The organism is Inquilinus sp. CA228 (genome assembly GCF_052078665.1).
Taxonomy (GTDB): domain Bacteria; phylum Pseudomonadota; class Alphaproteobacteria; order DSM-16000; family Inquilinaceae; genus Inquilinus.
In genome coordinates, this window is the sequence record NZ_JBQJIK010000010.1 from 48,122 (window position 1) to 64,138 (window position 16,017).

At 71.1% G+C, this 16,017-nt stretch carries 13 protein-coding genes; 4 read left to right on the forward strand and 9 right to left on the reverse strand.

The window, feature by feature from the left end:
• Positions 1-46: 46 nt before the first annotated feature.
• Genes ACTOWL_RS06635 through ACTOWL_RS06645 form a run of 3 tightly spaced genes read right to left on the reverse strand, consistent with a single transcriptional unit; the run spans position 47 to position 3,239 of the window.
• Complete coding sequence (locus tag ACTOWL_RS06635; protein WP_441320414.1) at positions 47-1,264, reverse strand: ABC transporter substrate-binding protein; 1,218 nt, start codon at positions 1,262-1,264, stop codon at positions 47-49.
• Positions 1,265-1,290: 26 nt separating this feature from the next.
• On the reverse strand, positions 1,291-2,211 hold the full coding sequence (locus tag ACTOWL_RS06640; RefSeq protein ID WP_441320415.1) for a sugar phosphate isomerase/epimerase family protein: 921 nt from the start codon (positions 2,209-2,211) through the stop codon (positions 1,291-1,293).
• Positions 2,208-3,239, reverse strand: coding sequence for a Gfo/Idh/MocA family protein (locus ACTOWL_RS06645; protein WP_441320416.1), 1,032 nt, complete (start codon positions 3,237-3,239; stop codon positions 2,208-2,210). The genes ACTOWL_RS06640 and ACTOWL_RS06645 overlap by 4 nt, the downstream gene beginning before the upstream one ends.
• Before the next feature lie 177 nt (positions 3,240-3,416).
• Between ACTOWL_RS06645 and ACTOWL_RS06650 the strand changes: the two genes are divergently transcribed.
• Positions 3,417-4,451: a LacI family DNA-binding transcriptional regulator gene (locus tag ACTOWL_RS06650; RefSeq protein ID WP_441320417.1), complete on the forward strand. Its 1,035-nt coding sequence runs from the start codon at positions 3,417-3,419 to the stop codon at positions 4,449-4,451.
• A 103-nt stretch (positions 4,452-4,554) separates the two neighbouring features.
• Complete coding sequence (locus ACTOWL_RS06655) at positions 4,555-8,133, forward strand: hypothetical protein (protein WP_441320418.1); 3,579 nt, start codon at positions 4,555-4,557, stop codon at positions 8,131-8,133.
• 44 nt (positions 8,134-8,177) lie between these two features.
• Here ACTOWL_RS06655 and ACTOWL_RS06660 read toward each other — a convergent pair whose 3' ends face one another.
• Positions 8,178-9,434: a DUF2325 domain-containing protein gene (locus tag ACTOWL_RS06660; protein WP_441320419.1), complete on the reverse strand. Its 1,257-nt coding sequence runs from the start codon at positions 9,432-9,434 to the stop codon at positions 8,178-8,180.
• 205 nt (positions 9,435-9,639) lie between these two features.
• Between ACTOWL_RS06660 and ACTOWL_RS06665 the strand changes: the two genes are divergently transcribed.
• Positions 9,640-10,305 (forward strand): DNA alkylation repair protein, encoded by a 666-nt coding sequence (locus ACTOWL_RS06665; protein ID WP_441320420.1) that lies wholly within the window; start codon positions 9,640-9,642, stop codon positions 10,303-10,305.
• Between the two features lie 33 nt (positions 10,306-10,338).
• Here the strand turns inward: ACTOWL_RS06665 and ACTOWL_RS06670 are convergent, their stop codons facing one another.
• The 5 genes from ACTOWL_RS06670 to ACTOWL_RS06690 form a co-directional block, all read right to left on the reverse strand.
• On the reverse strand, positions 10,339-10,527 hold the full coding sequence (locus ACTOWL_RS06670) for a hypothetical protein (RefSeq protein ID WP_441320421.1): 189 nt from the start codon (positions 10,525-10,527) through the stop codon (positions 10,339-10,341).
• Positions 10,528-10,540: 13 nt separating this feature from the next.
• Positions 10,541-11,578, reverse strand: coding sequence for an alpha/beta fold hydrolase (locus tag ACTOWL_RS06675; protein ID WP_441320422.1), 1,038 nt, complete (start codon positions 11,576-11,578; stop codon positions 10,541-10,543).
• 32 nt (positions 11,579-11,610) lie between these two features.
• Positions 11,611-12,027, reverse strand: a complete 417-nt coding sequence (locus tag ACTOWL_RS06680; protein ID WP_441320423.1) for an organic hydroperoxide resistance protein — start codon at positions 12,025-12,027, stop codon at positions 11,611-11,613.
• Positions 12,024-12,572, reverse strand: a complete 549-nt coding sequence (locus tag ACTOWL_RS06685) for a helix-turn-helix domain-containing protein (protein ID WP_441320424.1) — start codon at positions 12,570-12,572, stop codon at positions 12,024-12,026. The genes ACTOWL_RS06680 and ACTOWL_RS06685 overlap by 4 nt, the downstream gene beginning before the upstream one ends.
• A gap of 140 nt (positions 12,573-12,712) precedes the next feature.
• Positions 12,713-13,000 carry a hypothetical protein gene (locus tag ACTOWL_RS06690; protein ID WP_441320425.1) on the reverse strand — a complete coding sequence of 96 codons (288 nt, stop codon included), beginning with the start codon at positions 12,998-13,000 and terminating at the stop codon, positions 12,713-12,715.
• Between the two features lie 173 nt (positions 13,001-13,173).
• On the opposite strand from ACTOWL_RS06690, the gene ACTOWL_RS06695 reads away from it, so the two are divergent.
• Positions 13,174-16,011 carry an ATP-binding protein gene (locus ACTOWL_RS06695; protein ID WP_441320426.1) on the forward strand — a complete coding sequence of 946 codons (2,838 nt, stop codon included), beginning with the start codon at positions 13,174-13,176 and terminating at the stop codon, positions 16,009-16,011.
• The last annotated feature ends 6 nt before the right edge of the window (positions 16,012-16,017 follow it).

Genomic DNA, 16,017 nt, shown 5'->3' on the forward strand with positions numbered 1-16,017 from the left:
GCGAGGGGAGGGGGAGCTTGAATGACCAGGCCGCGCCCGGCCCGCCTCACTTCTTCAGCACGCGGTCGATCGTCGCCTGGGCGGTCTGCAGCGCGGTCCTGGCGTCGGCCTGGTGCGTCAGGGCCGACTGGATCGCGGTCTGGATCGCCTTCGAGATCTTCGGCCAGTCCGGGTTCGGGCCGCGCGGCCGGGCGTACTGCATCTGCTCGGTGAACACGGCATAGGCCTTCGGCCATTGCGGCGAGTCGACCTTGACGTCCTGGACCGGCGGCAGCAGGCCGAACTCGTTCCAGATCCGGTGGTTCTGCGAGTAGATGTACTCCAGCAGCATGAAGGCCTCCTTCGGGTGCTTGGAGGTCTTGAAGATCGCGTTGTTGAAGTCGCCCAGGGCCGAGGCGCGCGGGCTGCCCTGCTTCTCGATCGGGAACAGCGCCACGCGATAGTCGAACTTGGCGTCCTTGGCCATGAACGGCAGCTCCCACGGGCCGGAGATGACCATGGCGGCGCTGCCGGCGTTGAAGGTGCCGGACGAATCATGCTGGCCGCGGATCAGCGTGTCGGGCGAGGCCAGCTTCTCGTCGAGCAGCGTCTGCCAGAACTCCAGCGCCCGAATTGCGCCGTCCGACCCGACGCTGTCGTAATCGGCACCGGCGCTCTGGATGAAGGGCAGGAACTGGAAGGTGCCTTCCTCCGTGCCGATAGCGGAGAAGGCCAGGCCGTACACGTTCTTGGCCGGGTCGGTCAGTTTCTTGGCCGCCTGGTGCAGCTTGTCCCAGGTCTGCGGCGGCTTCTCCGGGTCGAGGCCGGCCGCCTTGAACATGTCGGCGTTGTAGTAGAGGGCCAGCGTGTTGGAGGCGCGCGGGATGGCGTAGAGCTTGCCGTCCCAGGTCGCCGAGTTGCGCGGCCCGGGATAGAAGGACTCGGCCTTGATCACCTGCGACTGCTGGACATAGGGCGACAGGTCCAGGAGCACCCCGCGCGACGAGAACATCGCGGTCTCGGGGTTGTCGATGCCGATCACGTCGGGGGCCGAGCCTGCCGCATAGGCCCGCATCACATCGTTGACCACATCGGCGAAGTTGACGTGCTTGATGTTGACCGTGATGTCGGGGTGCTGGGCCGCGAACTCCTTGGCCAGCACGTAGGTGAACTCGCCCTCGTCGTCATGGGTCCAGACCTCCAGAGTCACCGGCTCGGCCTGGGCGAGGGTGGCGGAGGCCAGAAGGGCGGCGGTTCCCAACAAGAGTCGCAGGGTCCTGGACATGAGCTTCCTCCACTGTGTTGATTGTTCTATTGCGGATTGGCGATGAACTCCCCGCCGCGGCAGCGCTGCAGGTGGCGCAGCCCCTGGACCTGGCCGGTCATCTCGAGGTCATCGCGGTAGACCGGGTCGTGCCAGCCCTCGATGTCGATCGCGCCCCGGAAGCCGCCCAGCCGCAGCTCGGTGATCACCCGGGTCCAGTCGGTGTCGCCGAAGCCGGGGGTGCGGTGGAAGGCGAACGGCTCCTTCCCGTGCACGCCGTGCTCCTTGACCACGTCCCAGCGCACCGTCGCGTCCTTGCCGTGGACGTGGAAGATCTTCGGCGCCCAGCGCCGGATCTGCGGCACCGGGTCGATCAGGTAGTACAGCTGGTGGCACGGCTCCCATTCCAGGCCGAGATTGTCGTCCGGCAGGGCGTCGAACATCAGCTCCCAGGCGGCCGGGTTGTGGGCGATGTTCCAGTCGCCGGACTTCCAGCTGCCCTCCATCGGGCAGTTCTCGAAGGCCAGGCGCACGCCCTTGTCGGCGGCGCGCTTGGCCAGCCGGCCGAACACCTCCTTGAACCGCGGCAGGCTCTCCTCCAGCGGCTTGCCGCGCACCCGGCCGGTGAAGCCGGCGACGATGTCGGTGCCGAACAGATGGGCGTTGTCGATCAGCGCCTCCCACCCGGCCAGGGTCTCGCGGTCCTGCGCCTGGTCCTCCAGCGGGTTGCCGAAGATGCCGAGCGCGCCGATGGTGACGCCGCTGTCGCCGATCGCCTCGCGGATCTGGCCGGCCAGGCGGGGGATGTCCTTGCCGCCCAGCGTCTGCCAGAAGAACGGTTCGATGCTCTCGAAGCCATGGGCGATGATCTGGCGGACGTATCCGGCCGGGTCGTCGCCATTGGCGCGCACCATGGTGCCGATGCGGATGTCCTGGTGCCCGGTCCGGGCAGGCTTGGCGCTGGTCATGGTTCCTCGATCGTCTGGATGGCCACGCGGCGGCCCTGGCGCGCACTGTCGATTGCGGCGAAGACCATGGCGAGGCTGTGGAAGTTCTGGTGGCCGACCGTCTCGGGCTCGGTGCCCGAACGGATCGCGCCGACGAAGTCGCGGATGACGCCCAGATGGCCGCCGGTCCGGTCGGCCGGGTCCGCCGGCGGCATCTCGACGGCGGCGGGCTCGAAGAACAGGCCGTCCCGGCGGTCGCTCGCCACCTCGGCCCGAAAACCCTCGGCCCCGTCCCAGCTCAGGCTGCCCCTGGTGCCGGTCAGGCGCCAGGCGCTCTCCCAGCTGGTGCGCAGCCCTTCGGCGCACCAGCTGCCGCGATAGGTCAGGACGGCGCCGCCCTCCAGCTCGAAGATCGCATGGGCGCTGGCGCCATGGGCGTACCAGGACCCGGCCGGGTTGCTCTCATGGCAGTAGACGGCCAGGGGGCGACGGCCGGCGACCAGGCGGGCCGCATCCAGCGTGTGGATCGCCATGTCCAGCAGCAGCACATGCTTCATCTCCTCGCGGAAGCCGCCGAAATGCGGCCCGACGAAGAAGTCGCAATGCACGCCCGTGATGTCCCCGATCAGGCCGCCCGCCGCGGCCCGCTGCAGCCGGCGCACGCCGGGATGGTAGCGCCGGTTCTGCACCACCGCATGCACCCGCCCGGCCTTTTTCGCCGCCGCCACCAGCTCACGCGCCGCGTCGAGGCTGTCGGCCATCGGCTTCTCGCTCAGCACGTGGCAGCCGCGCTGGAGGCCGGCCAGCACCATTTCGCGGCGGGCGGAAGGCACGACCACGTCGAACAGGATGTCGGGCTTCAGCCGGTCCAGCAGGGCCGGCACCTCGGTGCCGATCTCGGCATCGGTCAGACCGAACTCGGCCGCGCGTCCGCGAGCTCGCCCGAGGTCGAGATCGGCCAGGCCGACCACCTCCAGCCCCTCGATCTGGCGGGCGGCTTCGAGCCAGGCCCGGCTCATGGCGCCGCATCCGGCAAGGACGGCTCGCACTTGGTGTCGCTCCCGTCGCTTCGGCGGCCCGGCGCTGGCCGTTTGTACGATTGTGTCGCCGTAAACGTTTACGATACCCTGCGTGATAATGAAGTCGGACAATTCATCCTGTCAATCGGCTTGCGGCGCCGGCCTCGCATCGGTTGCACTCTGTCGCCGCCGGAAGGGAGGGACTGCGTGGGGATCCGCGAGCTCGCGAAGCATCTGAACATCTCGATCGGGACCGTCTCCCGCGCCCTCAACGGCCGCGGCGACGTCAACCCGGAGACCCGGCGCCGGGTGCTGGAGGCGGCGGCGGAGCTCGGCTATTCGCCGAACCAGTCCGGCCGGAGCCTGCGCCAGGGGTCGACCAACGCGGTCGGCTTCATGCTGCAGACCTACAGCGGGGGCGAGCTGTACGGCGAGCCCTTCTTCATGGGGCTGTTCAGCGGCGTGCAGGAGGCGCTGGGCCGCCATGGGCTGGACCTGATCGTGCTGCTGAACACGCCGGATGGCGACCAGGAGGCGCAGCTGCGCCGGGTGGTCGAGCGGCGCATGGCCGACGGCATCCTGCTGCCCTGGACCCGGCGGATCGACCCGCGGCTGGACTATCTGATCGACCGTCGCTTCCCCTTCGCCGCCTTGGGCCGCAGCCTGTCCGGCGGCGACCACCCCTGGCTTGACCTCGACTTCGAGCAGGCGGCGGATGTCGCGGTCGACCGCTTCGTCGGCTTCGGCCATCGCCGCATCGGCCTGGCCAACAACGGCCACGACCTGATGCACGCCCATATCCTGGCGGACAGCTACCGCCGGGCCCTGGCGCGGCACGGCATCGGCTTCGACGAGACCCTGGTGCGGAGCGAGGAGATGACCGAGGCCGGCGGCTACCGCCTGGCGGAGGGGCTGCTGGGCCAGGGGCCGCTGCCGACGGCGCTGCTGGTGTCGAATGAGCGCATGGCGGTCGGCGTCTACCGCCGGCTGAACGAGGCGGGGGTGCGGCCCGGGCGGGACATCGCCATCATCGGCGGCATGATCGACAGCCCGGCCAGCCGCTTCCTGTCGCCGGCGCTGACCTGCTTCCGCCTGTCGCTGCACGATCTCGGGGTGAAGCTGGCCGAGGCGCTGCTGGCGACCATGCCCGGCCATGCCGATGCCTATGGCGGCCTGGTGCAGGACCTGTGGCCGCTGGAGCTGGTGCCGCGCGAGAGCGACCGGGTGCTGCTGGGCGGGTAATCCCGCTCCGTGAGGGTTCTGATTGACGGAATGGGAATTCCATCCGTAGCCTTCCCTGTCACAATAATTTCAGGAATGCGTCACAGCCGACGGGAAGGCGATCATGAGCCTGAGCTTCAGGGATGCCCTTTCCGGAGTCGCGCAGACTCGCGGCCCGGCCGCCGTCAAGCGGACCCCGAACGCGGACCAGTTCAACCAGTCCGTGCAGCGCGCCAAGGACGAGACGCCGGCCACGCCTGTCGCGCAGCAGCCGGAGGCGCCGCCCGTCTATCGCTGGAACAGCGATCCGGCGGGGATTTCCGAGCACAAGATCAAGCCCGGGCTGTGGCCATTCCGAATCTATGCGAAGGCGGGCGTCGACCCGAACGACAACAAGGCCCTGCATGACCAGCTGGCGGCCACGCCCCAGCTCGACCCGAAGGCCTTCGGCAACCGGCCCGGCGCGCCCGCCGACATCGACCGCGCGCTCGAGACCTGCGACAAGGTCTATGTCCTCGATTCGGACCGGCTCGGGCTGCTGGACAACCAGCGCAAGGCCCTCGGCGTCGCCAGCGACCCGAAGAAGAGCGAGGCGGAGCGGGACACGGCGAAGGACGACCTGGTCGTCGCCATCGCGCAGGAGGTCGACCAGGCCTCGCTGGGCCAGGGCGCGCCCAGCTTCGGCCGCGACGCCAATGGCGACGGCAAGCTCGCCGGCAGCGAGTTCAGCCCCCTGGTCGCCCCGATCGCCGAACGCGCCCCGAACGACCCGGTCTTCCTCGACGCCCTCAACCAGGTCCGCGAGATGAAGGAGCGGTCGTGGAAGGCCGACGGCCGGACCACCGACCAGCTCGGCAAGATCGCCGAGGCCGGCGACCGCGGCGACTATGCCGCGGTGACGGCCGAGACCAAGCGGCAGCTGGTCGCCCTGGCCGACGGCACGGAGGGGCCGGACGCGGCGAAGATCACCGCCCTCACCAAGCGGGCCGGCATCTACCAGGCCTATGTCGGCGGGGACGAGAAGCAGTACCTCGCCGCCGTCCAGGAAGGGACCAAGCAGGCGGTCCAGGAGCTTCGGGTCGACCGTCCGGTGCGGGAGCTCCAGGCCGCCTGGGGCAAGGGCGGCACCGACGGGGCCAAGGCCTTCCTGGCCAAGCTGCGCGAGACGACCGACACCAAGGACACCCTGCCGGGCAGCGGCTCGCTGCTGGCGTCCGACCCGCGCGTCCAGGGGCTGGTCGACCAGTCGATCGACGCGATCGCCGGCTCGCAGTCCACCGGCGACGACCGGGGGGCACAGATGCAGGCCCTGCTCGACCTCGGCGCGGCGTCCCAGACCATCCTCTACAACGACGGGGACAAGGCCGGCGCGGGCAAGGCCTTCGTCGATCGGGTGGCGTCCCGCATCGTCGACAAGATGAACAGCGATCTTCCCGCGGACCGCTTCAGCCTGCTCCACGAGGAGCAGTTCTTCAGCATCATGAGCCGCGAGGACGCGGCGGGGTCGGGCACGTCCCTGCTGACCGCCGTCGCCGCCCGGACGGCGGTGCTCGGCAGTGACAAGCAGGCGGAGCTCGAGCAGAAGGGCGAGCTCGGGTGGAACGACTACCTGTCGCAGAACTCGAACGCCCAATGGGCGGTGCGGCGCAGCATCGAGAACTTTGACGCCGCCGCGACCGGCCAGGACGAGAAGATCAACAAGCTCTACAACGAGCTGTACCACGGCCTCACCGGCTGGGGCGGGGTCAAGGGCGACGACCCGATCCCCGCATCGGACCAGCTGGCGCGCGACATGGAGGCGATCGACAACCTGTCGCCGGAGAACAAGCAGAAGGCCCAGGACCTGACCAAGGAGGGCGAGAAGAAGCTGCCGCAATGGGAGCGGCAGGAGAGCATCCAGCTCGCCCTCGGCCTGTACAAGACCGACCTGAAGAAGGTCGACGGCTTCGACAGCGCCGCCCCGATGCCGATGCTCATGGGCACCGGGATCATGATGACCAAGTCGCAGTCGATGCAGGAGGCGATGGACGACCTGCCGGAGCTGCCCAAGACCAAGACCGATCCCTACGCCAATGCCTCGACCACGGATCCGGCGACCGCCGGCACGATCTGGGTCCAGCGCGCCACCCGCGCCCTCGCCACCTTCGCGGTGGTCGAGACGATGAAGGGCGGCGTCAAGGACATCAACCAGGCCATGGCGGAAAATCGCTACCAGGCGATTCTCCGCGGCGAGGCCGTGGCCAGCCGGGCCGAGATCGACGCCCTGCAAAGGTACGTCAAGGGCACCACGCCGAACCCCAACGAAGACTTTGCCAAGTTCTTCAACGGGCTGAAGGCAAGCATGGGGCAGGGACGGCTGGAGGACATCATCGCCGGGCGGGCGCAGCCGACCGACGCCGAGCGGCGCCAGCTGGCGAGCGCCGACCGGCTGAACATCGGCACCAACGCCATCACCCGCCTGTCCGGCGGCGGCAGCGCCATCCTGTTCGGCCGCAACCTCGGGGCGCTCGACGGCTCGCCGGCCGATCTCGTCTACTACGTGCCGCACACGATCATGATGCTCAACGCCGCCCAGACGGCGCTGCTGCCGAACGCCCGGGAGATCCTGACCGGGAAGGATGCGGGCGCGCCGGGCAGCCTGGAGACCCGGCTCAAGGGTGCCCAGGCCCGGGTCGCCGGCAGCAATCTCGGCTCGGCGCAGAAGGCGATCTGGGGCAAGTCCCTCGGCGCGCTGAACGGGCTGCGCGGCGGCGGGGTCGACGTGCTCTATGTCGGGGCCGATCTGAGCAACGCCATCATGAACGGCTTCGGCGTGGCCGGCACGAAGCAGGATTTCGTGAAGACGGCCGGCTACGCCACCGCCACGGTCAGCGACGCGATGTTCGCCCTCACCGCCAGCGCGACCCTGTCGAACGGGGTGATCGCCGAGACGGCCCTCGGCCGGCTGATCACCGCCCTCGGCCCGCTGAGGATCAGCGGGGTGGCGGCGGTGCTGCAGGTGGCGGGCGCCGGTATCGTCGGGGGCCGGGGCGCCTACAACGCCGCGCACACCTTCGACAAGGCGGATGCCGACGCCATCCAGGTGCTGTACGGCGTCAAGGACCGGAAGGTGGCGGAGGTGCTGGCCGACCACAACGACCTGCTGGACGAGGGCCTGCTCGGCATCCTGCAGACGGTGTTCCCCGGCGACGAGCACCTGATGGGCGGCGACGAGCGGACCCGCAGCGCCGGCAATGAGCTGACCGGCGCCTACAGCGATCTCGACTACACGCGGGCCCGCCTCGGCGCGATCTTCAACGGCTGGACCCCGGAGCAGGCGGAGGAGGTGGCCAACACCGTCAAGGACATGACGGCCAAGGACGGCAAGCTGCCGGACAGCCAGGACGACCTCAAATATCTCGAGCTGCCGCCGGACCCGACCAAGGCCGATCTCTCGAAATACCCGGCCGTCCGCTACAACGGCGAGACCAAGCGCTACGAGGATTCGACCACCAAGATGTACTGGCAGGGCGACCGCTGGTGGGCGCCGCCGAAGAAGGTCACCGCCCCGGTCGGCCTCGGCTCGGTGCCGAGCCAGGATCCGCTCTGGTACGATCCGGAGCAGCAGACGCTGATGCGCGAGGACGGGTTCGCCTGGCAGGTGAGGCCGGACAGCAAGCAGGGGCTCAAGGCCTGGCTCAAGGGCAAGGGCTATCTCGACTAGGGGCCCTCGCGCCGGTGGCCGGGTGACGCCGGCCGGGTAGGATCCTACTCCGCCGCGGCCGCGCACCCCATCGTCCCCACCGCGGCGGCGAAGCTGGCCAGGCTGGCGGTGCGCAGGGGCACGAACGGCTTCTCGGCCTCGCGGCACAGGCGCTTCACCTGGCCCGCCGCGTGGTGGCTGACGCAGTCCACCGGGAAGAAGGCGACATCGGCCTGGCTGACCAGGCCCGGCAGCAGCGTCGGGCTGTCCTCGACGCCGCCATCATGGCTCAGCAGCACGCCGCCGAACCGCGCGGTCAGGGCCCGCAGCTGCTCGACCTGCTTCGGCCGGCCGCCGACATAGAGCAGCGTCCGCCCCTGCAATTCCGGCGCCGGTCCGGTCGCCTCGGCAGGCCCCGCCGCCGGCCCGTCCAGCGCCGCCTCCAGCGCGGCGATCTCGTCCCGCAGCGCCGTGGCTTGCCCTTCCGCCCGCTCCGCCCGCCCGGTCAGCCGGGCGACGGCCTCGTCCTGCGCCGCCAGCCGCTCGGCCAGCAGGGCGGAGCGCGCCTGCTCGTCGGCCAGGCGCCGGCGCAGCGCCTCGTCCTCCGCCGGGGCGGCGGGTGCCGGCACCGTGGCCAGTCGCCGCGCCGCCTGCTCCAGCTCCGCCACCCGGCGTGCCAGGGCGTCGCGCTCGGCCCCGATCTGCTGCAGCCGCTCCTCCTGCCGCGCGATCCTGTCGTCGCGGACGCCGAACTCCTGCTCCAGGTGCCGCAGCCGGGCGATGTCGGCGCGGTTCGACATGCCGACGAGATGCGACAGCATGTGCACCTCGCCATACACCTCCTGCACCAGCGGGCCGTCGGTGGCGGGGTGGCTCAGCACCGCCCAATAGGCGCCGGGGATGTCGCCGCGCTCCAGCGCCTCCTGCCACAGCGCCCGCACCTCGGCTGCCGTGCGGGCCTTGGCGAAGCGCTTGATCGCGATGTCGTGCCGCTTGTCGAGCAGCTTGTTCAGCAGCTTGCCGGCGACCTCCTTCTGCCCGGCGGCCCGCACCGCCCGGCCGTGCAGCACATGGTCGGAGGCGGTGCGTGCGTCCGGGTCGTCCAGCTTGGCGAAGAGCTGCCGCAGGTCACCGGTCGACAGGCAGGTGCCGACCACCGAGCAGTGCAGGTTCGGCGACAGCTCCCAGATCCGGTCGCGGCCCTTGGCCGGGAGGAGGAGGTCCCCCGACTCGGCCGCGGACGGGCGCGGGATGGCGACCCGGGATGGCGTCAGCGCCGAGGCCGCCTGAAGCGGATGCGCGAAAATCGGCAGGGTTGGCACGCCGAGACTCCCAACGATATATTCGTCTGAATATAACGATGACAGATCATCGCTCGCTCGGCAACGGCGCTCCGTCGCTGGTTCATCCCGACACCGGATGACGGGTCTATGGTGCGATCCGGACAGTGATCATGTCTGCCGCAAGCTGCTATCCAGGTCTGCGGCCGAGACTTATTCTATGCACGGGCGATCATGGAGGAACGGCATGTCCGCAGCGGCCGACATCATGGCCGAACTGGCCTCGCTGGAAGATCCGAAGCTGCGGGCAGCCAATGAAGACCGCGGCGACGATCATGGCGTCAACCTGTCTGCTCTGCGTGCGGTCGCCAAGCGCCTGAAGACCCAGCATGAGCTGGCAAAGGAGCTCTGGGCCACCGGCGACACGGCCGCACGGCTGCTGGCGACGCTGATCGCCAGGCCGAAAGCCTTCTCCGCCGACGAGCTCGACACGATGATCCGCGACATTCGCGCGCCGAAACTCCTGGACTGGTTCATCACCAACATCGTCAAGCTCGGGAAGCACGCTGAAGAGCTGCGTCTGCGCTGGAAGGACGGCACGGATCTGGTCGGACGGGCCGGCTGGAGCTTGACGACCGATCGCGTGGTCAAACGTGCTGCCGGGTTGGACCTGGACGGCCTGCTGGACCAGATCGAGGCGGAGATGAAGGATGCGCCTGCACCCAAGCAGTGGTCGATGAACCACTGCCTCGCCGAAATCGGCATCCGTCACCCCGCGCACCGCGCTCGCGCCATCGGCATCGGCGAAAAGCTCCAGGTTCTTATCGACTATCCGGCGTCGCCGGGCTGCACGCCGCCTTACGTTCCGGTCTGGATTGCCGAGATGGTGCGTCGCCACGAGGCGTCGGCCTAAGAGAGACCGCGGCGCGCCGCGGTCCTCAGGCGATCACCGGCCGAGCCGTTTCGCCGGCGGGGATTCGCCGGGCGGTGTCGGCTCCGGCCGGGTGCCGAGCCGGGCCACCGGCGCCGGGGCGTAGCGGAACGGCTCGCCCAGCGCGCCGCAGGCGGCGGCGAAGCTGCCCGCGGCGCCGAGCATGGCGCCGGCGGCGAAGCGGCGGAGGAACGACAGGCTCATCAAGGCCTCCCGGTCAGAGCCTGGCGACGTCGAGCACCGCCCGGGCGAAGGCCTGCGGGGCCTCCTGCGGCAGGTTGTGGCCGATGCCGCCGGTGATGGTGCGGTGCTCGTACCGGCCCGAGAACTTGCCGCGATAGGCCGCGGGCTCAGGGTGCGGCGCGCCGTTGGCGTCGCCCTCCATGGTGATCGTCGGCACCGTGATCGCCGGGGCCTGGGCCAGGCGCTGCTCCAGCTCGTCGTACTTCGCCTCGCCCTCCGCCAGGCCCATGCGCCAGCGGTAGTTGTGGATCACGATGTCGACATGGTCCGGGTTGTCGAAGGCCGTGGCGCTGCGGTCGAAGGTGGCGTCGTCGAACTGCCATTGCGGCGACGCGAGCCGCCAGATCAGCCTGTTGAAGTCGTGCCGGTTCGCGCTGTAGCCCTCGCGGCCGCGCTCGGTGGCGAAGTAGAACTGGTACCACCATTGGAGTTCGGCCTTCGGCGGCAGCGGGCGCTTGCCGGCGGCGACGCTGCTGATCAGGTAGCCGCTGACCGAGACCAGCGCCTGGCAGCGTTCCGGCCACAAAGCCGCGACGATGCAGGCGGTGCGGGCGCCCCAGTCGAAGCCGGCCAGGATCGCCTTCGGGATCTTCAGCGCGTCCATCAGGGCGATGGTGTCGACCGCCAGGGCCGCCGGCTCGCCGTTGCGGGCGGTGGCCTCCGACCGGATCCGGGTGGTGCCGTAGCCGCGCAGATACGGGATGATCACCCGGTAGCCGGCCGAAGCCAGCACCGGGGCGACGTCGACGAAGGCGTAGATGTCGTAGGGCCAGCCGTGCAGCAGCAGGACCACGGGCCCGTCGGCCGGGCCGGCCTCGGCGTAGCCGATGGTCAGGTCGCCGGCGTCGATCTGCTTCAGCGGGCCGAAGCTGGCGCCGGACTTGGCGGGGGCCGCCCCCGCGGCCATGGTCTGGGCGGCGGCCGGGCCGATCGAGACGAACGGGGCGGCGGCCAGGGTCATCAGCGCGGTGCCGAACAGGCGGCGGCGCGGGAGATCGATGTCTTCGGACATGGGGACTTCCTTCGGGACCGGCAGGGGGCGGCTCAGACCACGGTCAAGGTAACGTCGATGTTGCCGCGGGTGGCCTTCGAGTAGGGGCAGATCTGGTGCGCGGCGTCGACCACGGCGCGGGCTACCTCGCGGTCCAGGCCGGGCAGGCTGATGGTCAGCCGGGCCTGCAGGAAGAAGGCGCCGTCGGTGGTGCCCAGGTTGACCTCGGCGTCGACGGCGCGGTCGGCCGGCAGGGTGACCTTCAGCTCGCTCGCCGCCCGGCCCATCGCGCCGATGAAGCAGGCCGACCAGCCGGCGGCGAACAGCTGCTCCGGATTGGTGCCGGTGCCCGGGCCGCCGGGGGGCGACAGCTTGAGGTCCAGCCGGCCGTCGGAGCTGCGGGCCAGGCCGTCGCGGCCGCCGGTGGCGTGGGTCCTGCCGGTGTACAGCACCTTGTCGATCCGGGTCATGATGGGCTCCTTGCTGATAGGGGGGTGACGGCCTGCGCCGCCGTCTGATTGCGCCGGCGCCAGGCGCTCGGGGTCTCGCCGAGCCAGCGGCGGAACAGCTTCGACAGATGCGCCTGGTTGGTCAGGCCGCAGGCCAGCGCGATCTGGCTCAGCGGGTCGCGGGTGGTCAGCATCAGCCGCTGGGCGCGTTGCAGCCGCAGGCCGGTGATGTAGCTGTGCGGGGTGGTGCCGAAGCTGTCCTTGAAGGCGCGGGCGAAGTGGCTGACGCTCAGCGCCGCCTGCTCCGCCAGCTCCTCCAGCCGCAGCGGGCGATGCAGCGACCGCCGCAGATAGCGGTCGACCCGGCGCTTCTGCCATGGGGCCAGCCCGCCGCGGGTGCCGTCCGCCGCGCCCGACAGCGTCAGCAGCGTCACCAGCCGCACCGCGGCGGCGCGCGCGGCCGCCGGGTCCCGCGCCAGTCCGCGGCGGACATCCTCGATCAGCGCCGCGGCGGTCTCCGCCGGACCGCAGGGCGCGTCGGCGGCCAAGGCACCGTCCTTCTCCATCCTCGCGTCCTCCAGGCCGTCGTCGATGCTGGATATCTAGGCGGCGGGACGGGAGGACGCTCGTTAGGGCTTGTGAGCCGTCGTTAGCGGTCATCGGGCCCGGCAGGAAGGCCGGGCCCGTGCCGTGCCGCTCGACGCGGTCAGCGCAGCGTCCGGAACGCCGCCCGCAGCTCGGTCGAGAACAGCTCGGGCTCTTCCCAGGCGGCGAAATGGCCGCCCTTGTCGACCTGGTTGAAGTGGATCAGCTTGTGGTAGGCGCGCTCGGTCCAGCTGCGCGGGGCCTGATAGATCTCGCCCGGGAACACCGTCACCGCGGCCGGGATCGAGATGTCCACGGCGTTGAAGTTGTTGGCGTTGTTCTCCCAGTACAGCTGCGACGCCGAGGTCGCGGTGCCGGTCAGCCAGTACAGGGTGATGTCGTCGAGCATCTCGACCGGCCGTGGCCGCTCCGTGCGCGAGCCTAGCGCCGCGGCCGCGCCCGTGCTTTCACCGGACCGCCGGGTTTGCCGCCGCTTGCTGGATTCTGCGGCCCGGGGGCGCCGATGGCATGCCGCGGGCCCTTCCCCTAGGATGCGCACCGAGTCATGGCAGAGAGTTGCGAATGATCATCGGGCGGACGCAGGACGTCTTCGCCTTCGGTCCGTTCCGCCTGGCCGTGGGCGAGCGGCTGCTGACCCGGGACGGCGCCCCGGTCGACCTCGGCGCGCGGGCGCTGGACATCCTGGCCGCCCTGGTCGCCCACCCGAACGAGCCGGTCGGCAAGCGCGAGCTGATGGCCGAGGTGTGGCCCGACGTGACGGTCGAGGAGGGCAGCCTGCGCTTCCACATCGTCGCGCTGCGCAAGGCGCTCGGCGACGGCCAGGACGGCGCGCGCTACATCACGACCCTGCCGGGCCGGGGCTATTGCTTCGTCGCGTCGGTCGTCCGGTCGGGCGGCGCTGCGAACGGGGCGGCTTCCTTCACCGGCGCCACCTTCCTGCCGGCGCGGCTGGTCCGGATGGTCGGGCGGGAGGACAGCGTCCGGGCGCTGTCGGCCCAACTGGCCACGGCGCGCTTCGTCACCATCGTCGGCCCCGGCGGGGTGGGCAAGACCACGGTGGCCGCCGCGGTCGCGCATGAGCTGCTGGAGGGTTTCGCCGGCGCTGCCCTGTTCGTCGATTTCGGGCTGGTGACCGACCCGCGCCTGGTGCCGGTCACGGTGGCGTCGATGCTGGGCCTGCCGATCCGGTCGGAGGACCCGGTCCCCGGCCTGATCGCCCATCTGCGCGGCCGGCGCTTCCTGCTGGTGCTGGACAGCTGCGAGCATGTCATCGACGGCGCGGCCGGCCTCGCCGCCGAGATCTTCCGGACCGCGCCCGAGGCCCATATCCTGGCCACCAGCCGCGAGGCGCTGCGGGTCGAGGGCGAGCAGGTCCACCCTCTGGCGCCGCTCGGCTGCCCGCCGGACGAGCCTGGGATCACCGCCGCGACCGCCGGGTCCTTCCCCGCCGCCCAGCTGTTCCTGGAGCGCGCGGCGGCGGCCGGCGCGCCTCTCGAACTCAGCGACGCGGACGCCGTCCTGGTGGCGGAGATCTGCCGCCGGCTCGACGGCGTCGCGCTGGCGATCGAGCTGGCGGCCGGGCGGGTCCAGGCCTATGGCCTGCGCCAGACCGCGGCCCTGCTGGACCAGCGCCTGCCGCTGTCCTGGCCCGGGCAGCGCAACGCGCCGCCGCGGCAGCGGACCCTGCAGGCCACGCTGGACTGGAGCTACGGCCTGCTGTCCGAGCCGGAGCGCCTGGTGCTGCGCCGGCTCGCCGTCTTCGTCGGGCCGTTCACGATCGAGGCCGCGCTGGGCGTGGTGACGGGCGGGGCTGTGGACGATGCCACGGTCTTCAGCGCCATCGACAGTCTGGTCGCCAAGTCGATGGTCGCGACCCGCCCGGTCGGGGCGATAATGCGCTACCGCCTGCTGGACACCACGCGCGCCTACGCCCTGCAGGTCGAAGGCGACGAGGCCGAGCGCGCCGCCCTGGCCGTGCGCCATGCCGGCTACCATCGGCGCTGGCTGGAGCTGCTCAAGGTCGAATGGCCGACCTTGTCGAACGCGGCGGAGCGGGGGCCGCAGCTGTCCGCCATGAACAATGTCCGCGCGGCCCTGCAATGGTGCTTCGGCCCGGGGGGCGATGCCGGGCTCGGCATCGCCCTGGCGGCCGCCGCGGCGCCGGTGTTCCTGGCGATGTCCCTGCTGACCGAATGCGAGCGCTGGTCGGACCAGGCGATCCGGGCCCTCGACCTCGGCACCCGCGGTGGCAGCGACGAGATGCATCTGCAGGCGGCGCGCGGCATGGCGCTGATGCTGATGCAGGGCGGCAGCGGCGCGGCCCGCGCGGCGCTGGAGCAGGCCATGGCGATCGCCGAGGCCCGCGGCGACGTCCCCAGCCAGCTGATGGTGCTGGGCCCGCTGCACATGTACCACCTGCGCATCGGGGCGTTCGACACGACACTGGAGCTGGCGCGGCGGGGCGTCGTCCTGGCCGGCTCGGTCGAGGACCCGGCCGCCGTGGCGTTGGCGCAGTTCCTGCTCGGCATCTCCCTGAATCTGGCCGGCGATCTCGGCGGCGCCCGCACGGCGCTCGAGGCGGCGCTGCGCCATCCGCCGGGCGCGCCATCGGCCGGCCTGATCTATCTCGGCTTCGAGGGGCCGAACCTGGCCGGCGTGATCCTGGCGAAGACCCTGTGGCTGCAGGGCCGGCCGGTCCAGGCGGCGGAGCGTGCCGCCCGCGCCGTGTGGGAGGCGGAGCGCATGGACCATCCGGTCACGCTGTCCGTCGTCCTGCTGTGGGCGATCACGGTGTATCTCTGGATTGGCGACCTGGACCGGGCGGAGGCGGCGGTGGCCCGCTTCACCGCCCGCGCCGGCTCGCATTCCCTGGGGCCCTATCTCGCCGTGGGCCAGGCTCTCGCCGCCGCCGTCGCCATCCGCCGGGGCGACGCCGAGGCCGGGGTCGCGGCCCTGCAGCCCGGCCTGGCGGCGCTGCACGAGGCGCGCTACGAGGTGCTGACCATCTCGCTCGAGATCACCCTGGCCGAGGGGTTGGCGGCGACCGGCCGGGCGGCCGAGGGCCTGGCGGTGGCCGATGCGTCGCTCCGGCGGGTCGAGGCCCGGGGCAACCTCGTCTACATGGCGGAGCTGCTGCGGGTGAAGGGCCGGCTGCTGGCGGCGCTGCAGCGGGCGGCGGAGGCCGAGGCGTGCTTCGGGCAGTCGCTGGACTGGGCCCGCCGCCAGGCCGCGTCGGCCTGGGAGCTGCGGACCGCGACCGACCTCGCTTCGCTGCTGGCCGGCCAGGGCCGGTCCGCGGAGGCCGCGGCACTGCTGCGGCCGGTGTTCGAGCGCTTCACCGAAGGCGCGGAGACGGCTGATCTGCAGGCCGCCGGGCGCCTGCTGGCGACGCTGAAGTAGCGAGAA

Excerpts from the sequence above, each read along its gene's own strand:
- ACTOWL_RS06635 (WP_441320414.1), bottom strand. The coding sequence starts at position 1,264 with ATGTCCAGGACCCTGCGACTCTTGTTGGGAACCGCCGCCCTTCTGGCC.
- ACTOWL_RS06640 (WP_441320415.1), bottom strand. The coding sequence starts at position 2,211 with ATGACCAGCGCCAAGCCTGCCCGGACCGGGCACCAGGACATCCGCATC.
- ACTOWL_RS06655 (WP_441320418.1), top strand. The coding sequence starts at position 4,555 with ATGAGCCTGAGCTTCAGGGATGCCCTTTCCGGAGTCGCGCAGACTCGC.
- ACTOWL_RS06665 (WP_441320420.1), top strand. The coding sequence starts at position 9,640 with ATGTCCGCAGCGGCCGACATCATGGCCGAACTGGCCTCGCTGGAAGAT.
- ACTOWL_RS06670 (WP_441320421.1), bottom strand. The coding sequence starts at position 10,527 with ATGAGCCTGTCGTTCCTCCGCCGCTTCGCCGCCGGCGCCATGCTCGGC.
- ACTOWL_RS06675 (WP_441320422.1), bottom strand. The coding sequence starts at position 11,578 with ATGTCCGAAGACATCGATCTCCCGCGCCGCCGCCTGTTCGGCACCGCG.
- ACTOWL_RS06680 (WP_441320423.1), bottom strand. The coding sequence starts at position 12,027 with ATGACCCGGATCGACAAGGTGCTGTACACCGGCAGGACCCACGCCACC.
- ACTOWL_RS06685 (WP_441320424.1), bottom strand. The coding sequence starts at position 12,572 with ATGGAGAAGGACGGTGCCTTGGCCGCCGACGCGCCCTGCGGTCCGGCG.
- ACTOWL_RS06690 (WP_441320425.1), bottom strand. The coding sequence starts at position 13,000 with ATGCTCGACGACATCACCCTGTACTGGCTGACCGGCACCGCGACCTCG.
- ACTOWL_RS06695 (WP_441320426.1), top strand. The coding sequence starts at position 13,174 with ATGATCATCGGGCGGACGCAGGACGTCTTCGCCTTCGGTCCGTTCCGC.